17 protein-coding genes and 1 riboswitch are annotated in these 15,757 nt (G+C 72.2%); of the genes, 5 read left to right on the top strand and 12 right to left on the bottom strand.

Annotation, left to right across the window (positions count from 1 at the left end; all coding sequences use genetic code 11):
• Positions 1-158 precede the first annotated feature (158 nt).
• The 4 genes from OHB41_RS07715 to OHB41_RS07700 all read right to left on the bottom strand — a co-directional run bounded on the left by OHB41_RS07715 (position 159) and on the right by OHB41_RS07700 (position 5,308).
• Positions 159-584 (bottom strand): GNAT family N-acetyltransferase, encoded by a 426-nt coding sequence (locus OHB41_RS07715; RefSeq protein ID WP_266697204.1) that lies wholly within the window; start codon positions 582-584, stop codon positions 159-161.
• Positions 585-791: 207 nt separating this feature from the next.
• Positions 792-1,682: an LLM class F420-dependent oxidoreductase gene (locus OHB41_RS07710; protein WP_266697203.1), complete on the bottom strand. Its 891-nt coding sequence runs from the start codon at positions 1,680-1,682 to the stop codon at positions 792-794.
• Between the two features lie 58 nt (positions 1,683-1,740).
• On the bottom strand, positions 1,741-4,308 hold the full coding sequence (locus OHB41_RS07705; RefSeq protein WP_266697202.1) for an FtsX-like permease family protein: 2,568 nt from the start codon (positions 4,306-4,308) through the stop codon (positions 1,741-1,743).
• A gap of 7 nt (positions 4,309-4,315) precedes the next feature.
• Positions 4,316-5,308 (bottom strand): ABC transporter ATP-binding protein, encoded by a 993-nt coding sequence (locus OHB41_RS07700; RefSeq protein WP_266697201.1) that lies wholly within the window; start codon positions 5,306-5,308, stop codon positions 4,316-4,318.
• A gap of 148 nt (positions 5,309-5,456) precedes the next feature.
• Here OHB41_RS07700 and OHB41_RS07695 point away from each other — a divergent pair, with 148 nt between their 5' ends.
• A complete protein-coding gene (locus OHB41_RS07695; RefSeq protein WP_266697200.1) occupies positions 5,457-5,708 on the top strand; it encodes a toxin-antitoxin system HicB family antitoxin in 252 nt (83 codons plus the stop codon).
• A 4-nt stretch (positions 5,709-5,712) separates the two neighbouring features.
• Entirely contained in the window at positions 5,713-6,087 is a 375-nt protein-coding gene (locus OHB41_RS07690; RefSeq protein ID WP_168526997.1) for a fic family toxin-antitoxin system, toxin component, read from the top strand.
• A 62-nt stretch (positions 6,088-6,149) separates the two neighbouring features.
• Here OHB41_RS07690 and OHB41_RS07685 read toward each other — a convergent pair whose 3' ends face one another.
• The 4 genes from OHB41_RS07685 to bioB form a co-directional block, all read right to left on the bottom strand.
• Entirely contained in the window at positions 6,150-6,848 is a 699-nt protein-coding gene (locus OHB41_RS07685) for a class I SAM-dependent methyltransferase (RefSeq protein WP_266697199.1), read from the bottom strand.
• Positions 6,849-6,922: 74 nt separating this feature from the next.
• Complete coding sequence (gene bioD, locus OHB41_RS07680; protein ID WP_266697198.1) at positions 6,923-7,633, bottom strand: dethiobiotin synthase; 711 nt, start codon at positions 7,631-7,633, stop codon at positions 6,923-6,925.
• A gap of 1 nt (position 7,634) precedes the next feature.
• On the bottom strand, positions 7,635-8,915 hold the full coding sequence (bioA, locus tag OHB41_RS07675; protein WP_266697197.1) for an adenosylmethionine--8-amino-7-oxononanoate transaminase: 1,281 nt from the start codon (positions 8,913-8,915) through the stop codon (positions 7,635-7,637).
• Positions 8,908-10,101, bottom strand: a complete 1,194-nt coding sequence (gene bioB / locus OHB41_RS07670; protein WP_266697196.1) for a biotin synthase BioB — start codon at positions 10,099-10,101, stop codon at positions 8,908-8,910. The genes bioA and bioB overlap by 8 nt, the downstream gene beginning before the upstream one ends.
• Positions 10,102-10,264: 163 nt before the next feature.
• On the opposite strand from bioB, the gene bioF reads away from it, so the two are divergent.
• The gene (gene bioF, locus OHB41_RS07665; RefSeq protein WP_266697195.1) at positions 10,265-11,398 is read left to right on the top strand and encodes an 8-amino-7-oxononanoate synthase; all 1,134 of its coding nucleotides are present in this window, start codon (positions 10,265-10,267) and stop codon (positions 11,396-11,398) included.
• 12 nt (positions 11,399-11,410) lie between these two features.
• Here the strand turns inward: bioF and OHB41_RS07660 are convergent, their stop codons facing one another.
• Together OHB41_RS07660 and OHB41_RS07655 are read right to left on the bottom strand one after the other, a co-directional pair.
• Complete coding sequence (locus OHB41_RS07660; RefSeq protein ID WP_266697194.1) at positions 11,411-11,635, bottom strand: DUF397 domain-containing protein; 225 nt, start codon at positions 11,633-11,635, stop codon at positions 11,411-11,413.
• 12 nt (positions 11,636-11,647) lie between these two features.
• Positions 11,648-12,505, bottom strand: coding sequence for a helix-turn-helix domain-containing protein (locus tag OHB41_RS07655; RefSeq protein WP_266697193.1), 858 nt, complete (start codon positions 12,503-12,505; stop codon positions 11,648-11,650).
• Positions 12,506-12,716: 211 nt separating this feature from the next.
• On the opposite strand from OHB41_RS07655, the gene OHB41_RS07650 reads away from it, so the two are divergent.
• Positions 12,717-13,175 carry an ATP-binding protein gene (locus tag OHB41_RS07650; RefSeq protein WP_266697192.1) on the top strand — a complete coding sequence of 153 codons (459 nt, stop codon included), beginning with the start codon at positions 12,717-12,719 and terminating at the stop codon, positions 13,173-13,175.
• A 49-nt stretch (positions 13,176-13,224) separates the two neighbouring features.
• Here the strand turns inward: OHB41_RS07650 and OHB41_RS07645 are convergent, their stop codons facing one another.
• Positions 13,225-14,136: a LysR family transcriptional regulator gene (locus OHB41_RS07645; RefSeq protein WP_266697191.1), complete on the bottom strand. Its 912-nt coding sequence runs from the start codon at positions 14,134-14,136 to the stop codon at positions 13,225-13,227.
• Positions 14,137-14,252: 116 nt separating this feature from the next.
• On the opposite strand from OHB41_RS07645, the gene OHB41_RS07640 reads away from it, so the two are divergent.
• Positions 14,253-14,924: a LysE family translocator gene (locus tag OHB41_RS07640; RefSeq protein ID WP_266697190.1), complete on the top strand. Its 672-nt coding sequence runs from the start codon at positions 14,253-14,255 to the stop codon at positions 14,922-14,924.
• Positions 14,925-14,988: 64 nt separating this feature from the next.
• Here OHB41_RS07640 and OHB41_RS07635 read toward each other — a convergent pair whose 3' ends face one another.
• The gene (locus OHB41_RS07635) at positions 14,989-15,462 is read right to left on the bottom strand and encodes a C40 family peptidase (protein WP_266697189.1); all 474 of its coding nucleotides are present in this window, start codon (positions 15,460-15,462) and stop codon (positions 14,989-14,991) included.
• A gap of 3 nt (positions 15,463-15,465) precedes the next feature.
• Positions 15,466-15,629, bottom strand: a riboswitch (cyclic di-AMP (ydaO/yuaA leader).
• Positions 15,630-15,757: the final 128 nt, after the last annotated feature.

Raw genomic sequence — 15,757 nt, 5'->3', positions numbered from 1 at the left:
CTCCGGGATGCCGGGTACTGGGAGGCTCGCCCATGGGCGGACGCTCACACCTTTCACTGGACCGACTGAGCCGGCGGACCGACTGAGCCGTTGGAGGATGTGGTGATCTGACGATCCTCCAATGGTAAAGGATGAGCAAAGCGTCCCTCCGGTGGGGGCTAGCCGGTGAGCGGTTTCACCCACCGACGCCATGCCTCCTCGGGCGCGTACCCGGCCGCCCGCCACGCATGCTGCGCGGTCTCGTTCCGTCGCAGCACCATCGCGTCCCCGCGCCGCCCCCCGAGCCGTACGAACCGTTCCTCGGCGGCGGTGAGCAGCGCCGAGCCGATGCCGAGACGCCGCCGCCCGGGATGGACCGCCAGCCGGTACAGATGGCAGCGCCAGCCGTCGAAGCCCGCGATCACCGTGCCCACGAGCTCCCCCTCGCGCTCGGCCAGGATCAGCGCCTCGGGGTCACGGGCGATCAGCCGCTCCACACCGTCCCGGTCGTCACTGATGCTCGTGCCCTCGGCGGCGGCCTTCCAGAAGGCCAGCACGGTGTCGAGGTCCTCGGGCGCCGCGGCCCGGATCAGCAGGTCGGTCATGCGCCGATCCCATCACGCGCCCCGCGGGGCCACCCGGAATTCCACGATCTGGGACGCAGGGTCCGGGCGGCCTGTCGAGGACGTGCCTCGGGGCGCGGGCAAGGACATGTCTCGGCCGCGCCCGGGGACATGTCCGTCGGGACCGGCCCGAGGGCAGGCCGCGGGACATGGCCGCGGACGCGCCCCGGCGGGCGCCGACCGCCGGTCTCACGTTCCGCGCAGCGCCTCCACGACAGGCGCGAACACCTCCATGTCCGGCTCCAGCACCGTCAGGTAGGAGACCCCGTACCGCTCCCGCAGCGCCCGCACCCGCTCCACGACCTGCTCCGACGTGCCCACCAGGACGATCGGCAGTTCCAGGACCCGGTCCTCGGTCAGCCCCGGAAGGCGGGAGAGCCAGGGCCGGATCGCGGCGCCGGGATCGTCGGTGACGGCGACGATCTGGATCAGCAGGTTGCACTCGGCGGGCTCCTCGCGTCCCGCGGCGTGCTCCCGGTACACGGCGACGCGTTCGTCGAGCTCCTCGGCGGTCAGCGGTTCCAGCGCCCCGCCCGGCGTGGTGCGCGCTCCGGTGAACGCGACGATGTCCGCGTGCTCGGCGGCCAGCCGCAGCATCCGGTCGCCGTTCGCGCCGATCAGCAGGGGAACGCGCGGTTTCTGCACGGCCCGCGGCTGGTGGTCGTCCGAACCGAGGAGCCGGTCGATCTCCTCGACCGTGCGCAGGAGATGGGCGACGCGCTCTCCCGCGGAGCCCCAGGGCAGGCCCGCTGTGTCGTGTTCCGCCCGGATGTACCCGGTGCCGAGCCCGAGTTCGAGGCGGCCGCCCGTGAGGGCGTCCGCGCCGGCCACCTCGCGCGCCAGCAGCGTGGGGTTCCAGAAGCCGGTGTTGAGCACGAAGGTGCCCAGGCGGGGGCACTCGGTGGCCTCCGCCGCGGCCACCAGGGACGGGAACGGGGCGGGCGTGCCCAGATGGTCGGGGACCAGGATCACGTCGTAGCCGAGTTCCTCGGCCCGGCGGCACTTCGCGCGCCACGCGTCGGCGGGCGCGGGGGAGAGCAGGTTGACGCCGAAACGGAAGGGGCGCGCGGACGATGACACGAACTCTCCTCACTCACGGGCGACTTGGGTTCAACGGCGCGGAGCGGGCCCGCGCACCTCACTCGTGCGCGATCGCCGCCAGTACGTTCATGCGCGACGCCCGCAGCGCCGGCAGCAGCGCCGCGACGATGCCCACGACGGCCGAACCCACCACCACCGCGACGATGGTGGCCCAGGGAACCGCGAACGCCGTCAGGCCCTGCAGGGCGAGCACCTGCTGTACACAGACGCCCCAGACCAGCCCCAGCACGAGTCCGAGGATCGCGCCGAACACGGCGATCACCACCGACTCCAGACGGATCATCCGGCGCAGCTGGCGGCGTCCGAGGCCGATCGCGCGGAGCAGTCCGATCTCCCGGGTGCGCTCGACGACCGACAGGGCCAGGGTGTTGACCACGCCGAGCACCGCGATGACGATCGCGAGTCCGAGCAGGGCGTACACGAGATAGAGGAGTACCGCGATCTGGTCGTGGACCAGCTTCTTGTAGTCGGCCTGATCGCGTACCTGCACCTGCGGATACGGCTCGAGCGTCTTCTCCAGCCGTGGGCGCAGCTGGTCGGCGTCCGTGCCCGAAGCCGCGTTCACGTAGAGCGTGGAGTCCTGTCCGCCCGGGACGTACTTCTCGATGGTGCCGAAGCCCATGTACAGGCCGCCCTGCATGCCGAACCCCTCGGCGGACTCCTGGTCGGTGAGGGCCGCCACCGTCAGCTCGGCGTGGCGCCCGGCGGGGAACTCGACGGGGACCGTGCTGCCCACCCGCACGTCGTGCTCCCGCGCGAACTTCGCGTCCATGGCGAGATGCCCGGCGCCCAGCGCCGCCGCGGTGTCCCCCTGGGCGTACGCGAGGTGGGCGACGTCGTCGAGCCGCGGATCGTAGCCCGCGGCGGTCGTCTCGATCCGCTTGCCGTCCGGCAGCCGCACCGCGACCGGGGTGAACCGCTGGCGGACGACGAGGGCGACGCCCTCCGTGCCCCGTACCTTGTCGGTGACCTCCGGGGAGAACGGCACGAAGTTGCTGTTCTGGATGACGAAGTCGGCGCCCAGTGTCTTGTCGATCTGCTGGTCGAAGGACTTGCTCATGGAGGCACTCGCCACGGACATCCCGCCGACCAGGGCCAGGCCCACCATCAGGGCGGAGGCAGTGGCACCGGTACGCCGGGGATTGCGCAGCGCGTTGCGCTGGCTCATCCGGCCGACCGACCCGAACAGGGCCGGGAAGGCCCCGCCCAGGACCTTGATCACCGGTCGGACCAGGAGCGGGCCCGCGATCACCGTCGCCACGAGGGTCAGTACGACCCCGAGTCCCAGCAGCGAGCCGGCCGTCGAGGTCTTCGACGCCGCGACGCACCCGCCGAGCGCGGCGACGCCCGCCAGCCCCACGACCGAGCCCGCGACGGCCCGTACCCGCAACGGCCGTCCCAGGCCCGCGACCTCGGCATCCGAGAGGGCCGCCATCGGGGAGACGCCGGCCGCGCGCCGGGCGGGGAGGTACGCGGCCACGAAGGTGACGCCGACCCCGACGACGTACGACGCGACGGGGGTTCCCCAACTGATCACCATCTCCGTCGACTTCAGGTTCATCCCGAACGCGGTCATCAGCTTGATCAGCCCGAGCGCGAGCCCGATGCCCGCGGCCAGACCGAGTGTCGAGCCGACCAGCCCGAGCAGCAGCGCCTCGGTCAGCACGGACCGTCTTACCTGCCGCCGGTCGGCGCCCAGCGCACGCAACAGGCCCAGCTCGCGGGTGCGTTGGGCGATGAGCATCGAGAAGGTGTTGACGATGAGGAAGACGCCGACGAGCACGGCGATCCCGGCGAAGCCGAGCATCACGTACTTGATGACGTCCAGGAAGCCGCCGAGCTGTGCGGCCGCGTCCTTGGCCTGCTCGTCGGCCGTCTTCAAGTCGTACGCCCTGGTGCCGAGTTCGGCCGCGACGCGCTGCTTGAGCAGGGCGTCGTCGACGCCGGGCGCCGCGTCCAGCGAGATGCTCGTGGCGGCGGCGGTGCTGCCCAGCAGCCTGGTCTGCGCGGTCGGGGTGTCGAGGAACAGCAGCGCGGCACCGGGGTTGGTGGTGGTGAAGGTGGCGATGCCCACGATCCGCACCTTGAACGTGCCGGGCTGCGCCTGCACCGTCAGGGTGTCGCCGATGCGGACGTGCTTGTGCTCGGCGGTGTCCGCGTCGAGCAGTGCCTCACCGGCGCCGTGCGGGGCGTGGCCGGAGGTCAATTTCACCGGACTGCGTTCGCTGGGCTGCCAGTTGGTGGCGATGGTCGGTGCGCCCGAGGTCGGCCCGACCGACTCGTTCCCGCGGTCGACGATGGTGAGGTTCTCGACGGCCGCGTCGACGTGGGCGGCCGCGACACCGTCGACCTCGGCCAGCCGGGCCGCGAGGGAGGCGGGCAGGGTCGGGGTGGCGCCGGTCGGAATCCGTGAGCCGAGATCGTTCCTGGGCGACACGGTCACATCCGCCGAGGTGGAGGCGAAGAGCCGGTCGAAGGTACGGGTGACCGTGTCCGAGAAGATGAGGCTGCCGGCGACGAACGCCACGGACAGCACGACGGCCAGCGCGGAGAGGAGCAGCCGCCCCTTGTGGGCGAGGAAGCTGCGCAGAGTCGCCTTGAGCACGGCCGCCTCAGTCCTTGTCGTGGGGGACGTGGCCGGCGCCGCCGTCGGCCGTCACACCGCCGGAGCCGGCCTCGGAGCCGGCCGCGGAGTCCGCCCCGGAATCGGCCGCGGAGTCCGCCCCGGGGGGCGCGGCGCGGTCGGCGCTCGCCTGCGGAGGTACGGCACCCGCCTCGCCCTGCCGCGGGTGGGAGCCCTCCTCGCGAGGTGCGGAGCCCTCGAAGCTCGCCCGGACCGTGTCGAATTGTTTCATGCGCTCCAGCACCGCTTCCGCCGTCGGCCGTTCCATCTCGTCCACGATCCGCCCGTCCCCGAGGAAGAGCACCAGGTCCGAGTGGGCGGCCGCGCCGGGGTCGTGCGTGACCATGACGACGGTCTGGCCGAGCTCGTCGACCGCCTCGCGCAGGAAGCCGAGGACCTCAAGGCCCGCGCGGGAGTCGAGATTGCCGGTCGGCTCGTCCGCGAAGATCAGCTCGGGGCGCGAGGCGAGCGCCCGCGCGCAGGCGACGCGCTGCTGCTGACCACCGGAGAGCTGTGCGGGACGGTGCTTGAGCCGGTCGCGCAGCCCGAGCGTGTCGATGACCTGGTCCAGCCACTTCTGGTCCGGCTTCTGGCCCGCGATGTCCATCGGCAGCGTGATGTTCTCGGCCGCGTCGAGCGTCGGGATCAGGTTGAACGACTGGAACATGAACCCGATCCGGTCCCGGCGCAACCGGGTCAGCTCGCGGTCCCTGAGCCCCGTGATCTCGGTGTCGCCGAGCCAGACCTGTCCGGCCGAAACGGTGTCGAGCCCCGCCAGACAGTGCATCAACGTGGACTTGCCGGAGCCCGAAGGGCCCATGACCGCGGTGAAGCGGCCGCGCGCGATGGCCACGTCGACCGAGTCGAGGGCGAGGACGGTCGTCTCGCCCGAGCCGTACGCCTTCGTCAGGCCGCGGGCGCGGGCCGCGATCCCGTCGGCCTCCCCGTGGCCGACGGCGTGCTCCGCAGCTGATGTGGGCAAGGCCGCCTCCTGGGTGGTCGGTGTCCCGGCATCCGTGTCCCGGCCGAGCGTAATGTGATCCCGCCCACAGGGGGTATCCCTCCGGGTTATTGGGTCGGACGTCCTTGGGCCCTTGCGGGTGCTAGCACTTCGGCGCTAGCTTCGAGGTATGGCGAAGACTCAACTGAACGTGCGGGTGGACGAGGGCACGGCCCGGGCCGCCCGCGAGCGGGCCCTGGCGCGCGGCATGAGCGTGAACCGCTACATCGAGGAGCTGGTCAGACAGGACACCGGGGAGGTGGGCCACACCTTCGTCGACGCCGCCTCCGACTTCATGAAGCAGTACGAGTCCGTCTTCGCCGAGGAATTCGGCGCGGACCGCGAAGGCGCCCGTGAAGGCTCCCGCGAAGGTCGTCGTTGATCCCTTGAGCAGTCTCAGAGTCGACCTTGCCTGGCTTCTCATGATCGCCGAACAGAAGACGCCCGGAGACCCCCAGGTCACCGACTGGGGAGCCCTCGTCGCCGCCGTCAGCCGGCACGAGGCGGAGATATTCGGCATTCCCGTCTACGACAGTCCGCACGCCCGCGCCGCCGCACTGCTCCAGCTCCTGCTGCACGTCCCGGCGCTCGAACGTTCCAACGCGATGTTCGCCTCGGCCGTCGCGTACGCCTATCTCGTCGCCAGCGGCCTCAAGGTCGTCACCTCCCCCGAGCAGGTGCGCGAACTCGCCCGCCTGGTGAAGGGCGGCGAGGCGACCGTGCACGACATCGCGCAGGAACTGCGCCAGTGGAGCCTGTGACGCGCCGGGCCCTGTGACGTGCCGCCCTCGTGACGCGCCGACCCCTCGTGACGCGCCGGTCTCTACGGCGCGCCGGCCTCCCGCACGCCGGGCCGGCGCGCGGAGCCCAGCACGCAGTACGAGGTGGGCAGCCGCGGCCCCTTCTCGGGCATCAGCAGCCGCTGGTACGGGCCGAGTTCGAACCCGGCGTCGCGCAGCGCGGCGACCGGGTCACGGGCCAGATGGCAGCCGCCGTTGAGCGTCGGCCACACCGTACGGTCCAGGCCGCGCTGGGCGGCCGCCATCACGCGACCGCCGCCCGTGCCGTGCTCGAAGAACCGCAGGGTGCCACCGGGACGCAGCACGCGCCGGAGCTCCGCCAGGGTCCGTGGCACATCGCGCACGCTGCACAGCACCAGCGAGACCACCGCCGCGTCGAAGGCCTCGCTCTTGACCGGCAGCGCCTCCGCCGCGCCCGGTGCCACGTCGACCGGGACCTCCGCGCGCAGCGCCGCCCGAACGGCCAGCTGCCGCAGCCGCCGCTCCGGTTCGATCGCGACGACCTCCGAGACGGCACCCGGATAGTGCGCGAAGTTCAGGCCGTTGCCCGCGCCGATCTCGATGACCCGGCCGGAGAGCCCGGAGAGCAGCCGGTCGCGTACGCCGCCCATGCCCATCCGGGTCTCGGCGGCCACGCTGACGCGGGCGTAGTAGCGGGCGAACAGCGGGTGGTGCACCGGATCCCGTGGCACCTTGCCGGAGTCGGCCGACCTGAACGCCATGACGGACCTCCCAGGAGGACGGGACCTACCGTGATTGTCCCCCGTGGAGGCCCGCCACACCCTTCGGAAACCTCTCAGCAGGAGACCGCGAAGGTGTCCGCGTCCCAGGTGCCGTCCAGCCCCGGTGCCAGCCAACCCGGCGCCCCGGCCCGGAACTCGGCGGGCGGACGGGCGCCGGCCCCCGCGGGCAGCGCTCCCAGCAGCGGGGCCTCGGCCACCACCGGCAGGTCGGCGAGGTTGCAACGGGACGCGAGGTCCGCGGAGTCGGGCCAGCTGCCGATGACGAGCCCGGCCAGGTCCAGTCCCCGGCGCCGGATCTCACGCGCGGTCAGCTCGGTCGTGTTCAGCGTGCCGAGTCCCGCCGCCACGACGAGCAGCACCGGAGCGTCCAACAGCGTCGCCACGTCCGCCAGCGTGCCGCCCTCGTCGTCGAAGCGGACGAGCAGACCGCCCGCCCCCTCGATCAGCACGAGGTCGTGGTCGGTGGCCAGCTTGGCCGCCGCCTCCGCCACCTCACGGGGCCGCACCGGAGCCAGCCGGGCCCGCCGCGCGGCCGTGGCGGGCGCCAAGGGCTCGGGGTAGCGGCCGAGTTCGCGCGTGGTCACGTCCCCCGCGAGCCGGGCCACCTCGTCGGCGTCCCCGCGCTCGTGCGGACCCACCCCCGTCTGCGCGGGCTTGAGGACGGCCACGGACCGTCCGGCGGCGACGGCGGCGGCGGCGACGGCGGCCGTGGTGACCGTCTTGCCCACCTCCGTGCCCGTCCCCGTGATCACCAGGACAGCCATGTCATCCCTCCCGCGCCGCCGCGAGGACCGCGCGGGCGATCCGCGCCACGTCCTCGTCGCCCGTGACGTACGGCGGCATCGTGTAGACGAGGTCGCGGAACGGCCGCAGCCACACGCCCTCGCGGACGGCGGCTGCCGTCGCCGCCGCCATGTCCACCTCGTGGTCGAGCTGGACGACACCGATCGCGCCCAGCACGCGTACGTCCCGGACCCCCGGCATCGAGGAGGCCTCCGCCAGTCCCTGCCGCAGTCCCGCCCCGACCCGCTTGACCTCGGTCTGCCAGTCCTGCCCGAGCAGCAGGTCGATCGAGGCGCAGGCCACCGCGGCGGCGAGCGGATTGCCCATGAACGTCGGGCCGTGCGCGAGCACCGGGACCTCGCCGCGTGAGATGCCCTCGGCCACCCGGGTCGTGCACAGCGTCGCCGCCATGGTCAGGTACCCGCCGGTCAGCGCCTTGCCCACGCACATCACGTCCGGCGTCACGCCCGCGTGCTCCGCCGCGAACAGCGTGCCCGTACGGCCGAAGCCGGTCGCGATCTCGTCGAACACCAGCAACACGTCGTGCGCGTCGCACGCCTCCCGCAGCACCCGCAGATACGCGGGGGAGTGGAAGCGCATCCCGCCCGCGCCCTGTACCACCGGCTCCACGATCACCGCCGCCAGTTCGTCGGCGTGGCGCCCGATCAGTTCGCGCAGGTGCGCGGCGTACGACTCCTCGTAGCCGGGCGGCGGGGCGTCGGCGAACACCTGGCGCTGCAGCACGCCCTGCCACAGCTCGTGCATCCCGCCCTCGGGGTCGCACACCGACATCGGCTGCCAGGTGTCCCCGTGGTAGCCGCCCCGCCAGGTCAGCAGCCGCTGCTTGGCCGGTCGTCCGAGCGAACGCCAGTGCTGGAGGCACATCTTGACGGCGACCTCGACCGACACCGAACCGGAGTCGGCGAGGAAGACGTGCTCCAGTCCCTCGGGGGAGATGTCGACCAGGCGCTTGGCCAGCCGCACGGCGGGCTCGTGCGTGAGCCCGCCGAACATCACATGGCTCATCCGCTCCAACTGCTCGCGCGCCGCGTCGTTCAGCACCGGGTGGTTGTAGCCGTGGATGGCCGACCACCAGGACGACATCCCGTCGACCAGATCACCCGAGCCGTCCGCCATCCGCAGCCGCACCCCGCTGGCCGACTCGACGACGAGCGGTTCCTGCCGGCCCGGCATCGGCCCGTACGGATGCCAGACGTGGCGCCGGTCCAGGTCGAGCAGCTCCCGCAGGGACAGGTCAGGCATTGGGCGCGAGATCCGTTCCGGCACCTCGGCGGCGCACGGCCACCAGATCCGTACGGGCCTCGGCGGGCGCCTCGGCCGGGGCCGAACCGCACACACCACCACCCGCGTGCGACCCGCACCCACCGCCCTCGTGCGACCCGCACCCGGCGTCCGCGTGCGCGCCACAGCCCGCGCCCGCCGTCGCCCGGTGCTCCGGCAGCGTCACCTCGCCCGCGCCCTCCACCTCGAACCCGGCGTCAGCGATCATCTCCAGGTCGGCCTTGCCGGCCTGGCCCTCGCTCGTCAGGTAGTCGCCGAGGAAGATCGAGTTGGCCAGGTTGAGGGCGAGCGGCTGCATCGTGCGCAGATGGACCTCACGGCCGCCCGCGATGCGGACCTCGGCGTCCGGGCAGACGAAGCGGACCATCGCCAGGATGCGCAGACACCGCTGGGGTGTCAGGTTCCACTCCTTGGCGAGCGGGGTTCCCTCGAAGGGGATCAGGAAGTTCACCGGAACGGAGTCGGGATCGAGCTCGCGCAGCGCGTAGACGACGTCCACGAGGTCCTCGTCGCTCTCGCCCATGCCCGCGATCAGACCGGAGCAGGCGGACAGACCCGCCGCGTGCGCCTTCTGCACGGTGTCCACCCGGTCGGCGTACGTGTGCGTGGTCGTGATGTCCCCGTACGTCCCCTCGGACGTGTTGAGGTTGTGGTTGTAGGCGTCCGCGCCCGCCTGGCGCAGCCGCTCGGCCTGACCGTCGGAGAGCAGGCCGAGGCAGGCGCACACCTCGACGTTCTCGTGCTGGTCCTTGATCGCCTTGATGGTGTCGGAGACCCGGTCCACGTCGCGGTCGCTCGGACCGCGGCCGCTGGCCACCAGACAGACCCGCTTGGCGCCCCCGGCCAGCCCCGCCGCCGCGGCCTGCGAGGCCTGGTCGGGCTTGAGCCAGCTGTACTTCAGGATCTCGGCCTTGGAGCCGAGCCGCTGCGAGCAGTACGAGCAGTCCTCGGGGCACAGCCCGGACTTCAGGTTGACCAGATAGTTGAGCTTCACTCGACGGCCGAACCAGTGCCGGCGGACTTTCCCGGCCGCGGCCACCACGTCGAGCACGTCGTCGTCGGACGTGGCCAGCACGGCCAGCGCCTCGTCACGGGTCGGCAGCTCGCGCCGAAGCCCCTTGTCCACCAGCGTGTTCAGCAGGTCCATGAGATCCGATCCTGACGTATCCGGGCGGGTGCGGCCAAGGAGAGATCGCACAAGAGAGTCGGTTCGACGTGTGGGTATTGCCACATCCTGGGTGCCGGGCAGTCCCGCTAGGGTCTGTGCACTGCCTACAAAACCACCACCCTCAGGGCCCGGAGGCGCCAGCATGGCCGGATCGCCGTTCGCATGGATCGACGAGCAGGCGCACCAGCGCCGACAGGCCGGACTCGTCCGCACCCTGCGCCCGCGCCCGGCCGACTCGGCCCTGCTCGATCTGGCGAGCAACGACTATCTCGGCCTCGCCCGCCACCCCGAGATCACGGCCGCCGCCGCGGACGCCGCCCACCGCTGGGGAGCGGGTGCCACCGGATCGCGGCTCGTGTCCGGCACTACCGAACTTCACGGCGAACTCGAACGCGAGCTCGCCGACTTCTGCGGCTTCGAGGCCGCGCTCGTCCTCTCCTCCGGGTACGCGGCCAATCTCGCCGCGGTCACCGCGCTCGCGCCGCACGGCTCGCTCGTCGTCTCGGACGCGGGCAACCACGCCTCGCTCATCGACGGCTGCCGGCTCGCCCGCGGCGCCACGCAGGTCGTCGCGCACGCCGACCCCGACGCCGTGCGCAAGGCGCTCGGGACGCACCAGGGCCCCGCTGTCGTCGTCTCCGACACGGTCTTCTCGGTGGACGGCGACGCGGCACCGCTGGCCGCACTGGCCACCGCCTGCCGCGCGCACGGGGCGGCGCTGCTCGTCGACGACGCGCACGGACTCGGGGTGCTGGGCAACGGTGGCCGGGGCGCTCCGCACGCCGCGGGGCTCGCCGGCGCTCCGGACGTCGTCGTGACCGTCACGCTCTCCAAGTCGTTCGGCAGCCAGGGCGGTGCCGTCCTCGGGCCCGCACCGGTCATCGACCACCTGGTCAACGCGGCGCGCACCTTCATCTTCGACACCGGTCTGGCACCGGCGGCGGTGGGAGCGGCCCTCGCGGCGCTCAGACTGCTGCGCCGCGAGCCGGCGCGCGCCGACCGGGCCCGCGCGGTGGCGACGGCGCTGCACACCCGGCTGACCGCCGAGGGCCTGGAGGCCGTACGGCCGGACGCCGCCGTGGTCTCCGTGCGCGCGCCGTCCCCCGAGCGGGCCGTGCGGTGGGCGGCGGACTGCCGGGAGGCGGGGCTCGCCGTAGGCTGCTTCCGCCCCCCGTCCGTGCCCGACGGCATCTCCCGGCTGCGGCTGACCGCCCGCGCGGATCTCACCGACGCCCAGATCGAGCAGGCCGTACGGGTGATCTCCGAGAACCGGTGAACGAGGCGGCGGTCAGCTCAGTCCGGCGATGAACCCCTCCCAGCTGGCAGGGGTGAACAGCAGGGCGGGGCCTGCCTTGTTCTTGGAATCGCGCACCGCGACGAGTCCGGCCCAGGGGCCGGGGCCCGGTCGTGCGGTCTCGACGCAGTTGTTCATTCCCGTACTGCGGCTGCTGCGCAGCCAGCGCACATCACGGAGTGAAGTACTGGAAGGTACGTACCGAGGCAGTGCGGTCATGGGGGTGCCTCCTTACACGCCGTCACCTATCGCGGCGATGTAGTCCAACGAGTCCTCGGGTGAAAGGGCGTTAAACCGAAGGGTGTTGAAGGCCTCGGTGTAGGCCTGAAGGTCTTCTTTCCGCTCGAGGTAGAGGCTACTCGTCAAGTGGTCGAGAACAACCACGTCCAGATCAGTTGTGTTCGGAAATGAGAAAATAACGAAAGGCCCGGTCACTCCGGCGTGCGCTCCGGCGGCGAACGGAAGCACTTGGAGGCGCACTTGGGGGAGGACGGCGGCCTCCCGCAACCGGGCCAGCTGCCGTGCCATGACCTCGGGTCCCCCGACCTCACGACGCAGCACGGCCTCGTCCAGGACGGCGGTCAGTTCCAGCGGCGGATGCGAACGCAGCACGTCCTGCCGGGCGAGGCGCACCTCGACGAGCGCGTCCAGCTTGTCGTCCTCGAGTCCGCCCACGGCCGCCCGTGTCACTGCCCGGGCGTACTCGGGGGTCTGGAGCAGACCCGGCACCACGGACGTCTCCAGCGTGCGCATACCGCTGGCCTGGGACTCCAGACTGATGAAGTCCCGGTAGGCGGGCGGCAGGACCCCCCGGTAGGCGTGCCACCAGTGGTGGCGCCCGTTGCCCTCGGATCCGGCCAGCCCGAGCAGGAGCTCCCGTAACCCGGCTTCCCGGACGCCGTACGCGTCCAGCAGGTGCTCCACGTCGGCCGGTTTCACCCCGCTGATCCCCGTCTCGATCCGGCTCACCTTCGACTGGTGCCAGCCGACGAGACGGGCCGCCTCACCACTGGTCAGGCCCGCACCGGCGCGCAGCGCGCGCAGTTCGGCACCGAGTTTGCGGCGGCGTACCGCGGGACCGTGCTGCATGGCCGTACTCCTTACTCCTTCCGAGCCGCCCAAATACGGCCTGCTCCGCAGAGTTCACCGCTTCGAGCGACAGATATATGCATATCCTGGTGGATCGCGCCCGTGACCGGCCCAGTGATGGCAGTCTGGCGCGAAGCACCAGTCCGGGACCGTACTCGAACCATCCGCTCCGTGTCGGACTCCGGTCCCGTGGGAAAGGGACGACGTCGCCATGGCAGATCACCAGGAAGCATCCGTCACCCTGCCGAGCGATCCCGCCTCGGTCTCCGCGGCCCGGAAGTTCGTCGTCGACGTGCTGGCCGAATGGGGCCTGCCGTGTGACGCCGAAGTCGCGGACACCGTACGCCTGATCGTGTCCGAACTAGCCACCAACGCCGTCCAGCACACCTTCGGTCAGTCGCCCACCTTCACGGTGGACGTCCGGCTCGTCCGGGACGAACAACTGCGCATCGGCGTCACCGACAGCCATCCGCGCTTCCCGAAGCGTCTGCCCGCCGCCGTCCAACAGGACAACGGCCGAGGGATGGTGATCATCCGTTGGCTGACCGCCGAGTGCGGCGGCAGGGTCCTCGTGCGGCCCACCCGGGAGGGCGGCAAGACGGTCTCCATCGAGTTGCCGTGGACGGTGTCGGCCCAGCCGGTGGCGGCCGGCGGCCCGCAAGAGCCGTGAGGAAACGATCAGTTGCCGCGCCTCTGCCGCGATTCCCTCCCGCGTCTCCCTACCGCGTGGCACGTCCGAACACGCCGCGCAGCAGGGCCCGGAAGGCCTCGGCCGCGGGTGCCTGCCGGTCGGTCCGGTGGACGACGGAGATCGTACGGCGCAGATCTCCTGGTTCCAGCAGCCTCAGTCCCACCGGGGTCGCCGCCGTCCTGGCCACCATCTCCGGCACCACGGCGACCCCGAGCCCCGCACTGACCAGCGCGCACACCAGGGCGTACCCGGGGCTCTCGACCCGCACGGCCGGAGTGGCCCCGACCCGGGCCAGCGCGGCCTCCACACCCTGCCGGGGCGGATGGTCCGGGGCCATGCTGATCAGCGGCTGCCCGGCGAGTCCGTCCAGCGGCAGCCGGGCCGCGCCGTCCGCGAGGACGTGTCCCGGGGCGGTCACCAGCACCAGCTCCTCGACCAGCACCGGCTCCGCGCGTACCGACGACGGGAGGGGCACCGGGTCCGCGGGCTCGTAGGTGTGGGTCAGCGCGAGGTCCACCTCGCCCGCCGCGACCGCCGCGACGCCGTCCGGGGGCTCGTAGTTCGCGACCGTGAGTTCCACGTCCGGGTGGGCCCGCCGAAAAGCGCTGAGCACCGGCGGCAGCAGATGGATGCCCGCCGTCTGGAAGGTGCCGAGCCGCAGGGTGCCGCCCGACAGGCCGGTCAGGCGGGCCAGTTCGTGCCGGGCCCGCTCCATCTCGTCGAGCACCCGGCGGGCCCGTGCCACGAGCAGCTCGCCCGCGTCCGTCAGCCGCGCCCCGCGATGGGACCGCACCAGCAGCGGCGCGCCCGCCTCCCGTTCCAGTTTGGCGAGCTGCTGGGAGAGCGCGGGCGGGCTGTAGCCGAGCCGTTCGGCCGCCCGGGTGATGGATCCCGCCTCGGCCACCGCTACCAGGGCCGCCAGCCGGGTCGGGTCGTACATGGAACGGCTCCCCAGGTCCGGGGCCCGCGGGGGAGCCCAGGTCTAAACGGTTGCTTAAGGCGGACCCAGGATATTCGGCATACCTGCTGAAGGCCTGATACAGACAGGCTGGTGCCATGGACGCACAGCTCATCGCCTTCACCGGAGTGGCCGCGGGAATGGTCGCCATGCCCGGCGCGGACTTCACCGTCGTCGTACGCAACGCCCTCGTCTCCCGCCGGGCCGGAGTGGCGTGCGCGCTCGGGGTCGCGGGCGGCCTGCTCCTGCACACGGCGCTGGCCGTCGCCGGCGTCGCCGCCGTCCTCGCGGCCGTGCCCGCGCTGTTCCGGACGCTGCAGCTCCTCGGCGGCGGCTACGTGCTGTACCTCGGTGCGCGGGCTCTGGGCGGTCTGCGACGGCGGCGCGACCGGGAGCCGGACCGGGAGCGCTCGGCGGTGTCCGGCGGGACGCCGCCCGGCGAGGCCGGGCCCGGCGTGCCGGGGGAGGGGAGCCGGCCGCTGCGGCAGGGCTTCGTCACCAACGCGCTCAACCCGAAGGCGCCGATCACGTTCCTGAGCCTGCTGCCGCAGTTCGTGCCCGCGGGCAGCCCCGCGATGCCCCGCACCCTGGTGCTGGCCCTGATCGTGGTGGCCCTCGCCCTGGTGTGGTTCCCGGCGGTCACCCTGCTGGTCGACCGGCTCGGCCGGTGGCTGCGCGGGCCGCGGGCCGCCCGCGCCGTGGAGGCGGTCACCGGGAGCGCGCTCGCGGTGCTCGGCCTGGTGCTCCTCCTGGAGCCCCTGACGGCCTGAGGGCCTCCAGGGTTCGTGCCCCCGGGGGCGGCGGCCCCGGCGCCGCCGCCCCACCCGGTCAGGTTCAGCTGATCCGGCCGTACCAGACGCTCCTCGTCCAGATCTTCTGGAGCTTCACGACCTCCCCGCTCTTCGGGGAGTGCCAGATCTTTCCCTTCCCGGCGTAGATGCCGACGTGGTACACGTTCCGGCCCGAGTGGAAGAACACGAGGTCACCGGCCTTGCGGTGCGAGGCGGAGATGTGGTGGCTCTTGTTGTACTGCCCCGCGGCCGTACGAGGCAGTTTCTTGCCCGCCTTCTTGTACGAGTACAGGGTGAGCCCGGAGCAGTCGAAGCGGCGCGGCCCGGTGGCACCGTACTTGTACGGGGCGCCCTTCTTGGATGCCGCGACCTGGAGTGCCCTCGTGGCCGGTGTGGCCGCCTCGGCGTCGGCTGCGACGCCAGGGACCACCAGGCTGCCGCCCACGGCGGCGATGGTCAGAGCCGAGGCCGTACCGGCCCGGGTCAACAGCGACGGGACACGATTCAGCGCAGTCATGCGCAACCCTTCGTCAACCGCCTGTGAAGGATGACCTGTCGGATTCGGGCTGGCGAAGTAGCCCGGCCGCGTACGCGGCTTCACCCCAAGGACCGCCCGGATCTCTCCGGCGGCCCGTCTTGCTGGGTCCTCCACTCCTGCCGATGCACATCTGTCGACCGGTCATCCGGGCGGCGGCAGGACTCGGCGTCCGCCCGGACCGCCCCGCCGGTGTGGCGGGGGCTTGTCGTCGGAAGGGATCTTCACGCATGGGTGTCGGAAAATCCGAGCGGAACCGGTGATTTGTGGGGTTACT

This window comes from Streptomyces sp. NBC_01571 (assembly GCF_026339875.1).
Classification (GTDB): Bacteria; Actinomycetota; Actinomycetes; order Streptomycetales; family Streptomycetaceae; genus Streptomyces.
The sequence above is the reverse complement of the archived record's forward strand: the minus strand, read 5'-3'. Positions and strand labels throughout refer to the sequence as shown.

Excerpts from the sequence above, each read along its gene's own strand:
- OHB41_RS07685 (WP_266697199.1), bottom strand. The coding sequence starts at position 6,848 with ATGGCGTTCAGGTCGGCCGACTCCGGCAAGGTGCCACGGGATCCGGTG.
- OHB41_RS07650 (WP_266697192.1), top strand. The coding sequence starts at position 12,717 with ATGGCAGATCACCAGGAAGCATCCGTCACCCTGCCGAGCGATCCCGCC.
- OHB41_RS07645 (WP_266697191.1), bottom strand. The coding sequence starts at position 14,136 with ATGTACGACCCGACCCGGCTGGCGGCCCTGGTAGCGGTGGCCGAGGCG.
- bioB (WP_266697196.1), bottom strand. The coding sequence starts at position 10,101 with ATGGACCTGCTGAACACGCTGGTGGACAAGGGGCTTCGGCGCGAGCTG.
- OHB41_RS07715 (WP_266697204.1), bottom strand. The coding sequence starts at position 584 with ATGACCGACCTGCTGATCCGGGCCGCGGCGCCCGAGGACCTCGACACC.
- OHB41_RS07635 (WP_266697189.1), bottom strand. The coding sequence starts at position 15,462 with ATGACTGCGCTGAATCGTGTCCCGTCGCTGTTGACCCGGGCCGGTACG.
- OHB41_RS07695 (WP_266697200.1), top strand. The coding sequence starts at position 5,457 with ATGGCGAAGACTCAACTGAACGTGCGGGTGGACGAGGGCACGGCCCGG.
- OHB41_RS07640 (WP_266697190.1), top strand. The coding sequence starts at position 14,253 with ATGGACGCACAGCTCATCGCCTTCACCGGAGTGGCCGCGGGAATGGTC.
- bioA (WP_266697197.1), bottom strand. The coding sequence starts at position 8,915 with ATGCCTGACCTGTCCCTGCGGGAGCTGCTCGACCTGGACCGGCGCCAC.
- bioF (WP_266697195.1), top strand. The coding sequence starts at position 10,265 with ATGGCCGGATCGCCGTTCGCATGGATCGACGAGCAGGCGCACCAGCGC.
- OHB41_RS07655 (WP_266697193.1), bottom strand. The coding sequence starts at position 12,505 with ATGCAGCACGGTCCCGCGGTACGCCGCCGCAAACTCGGTGCCGAACTG.
- OHB41_RS07660 (WP_266697194.1), bottom strand. The coding sequence starts at position 11,635 with ATGACCGCACTGCCTCGGTACGTACCTTCCAGTACTTCACTCCGTGAT.
- bioD (WP_266697198.1), bottom strand. The coding sequence starts at position 7,633 with ATGGCTGTCCTGGTGATCACGGGGACGGGCACGGAGGTGGGCAAGACG.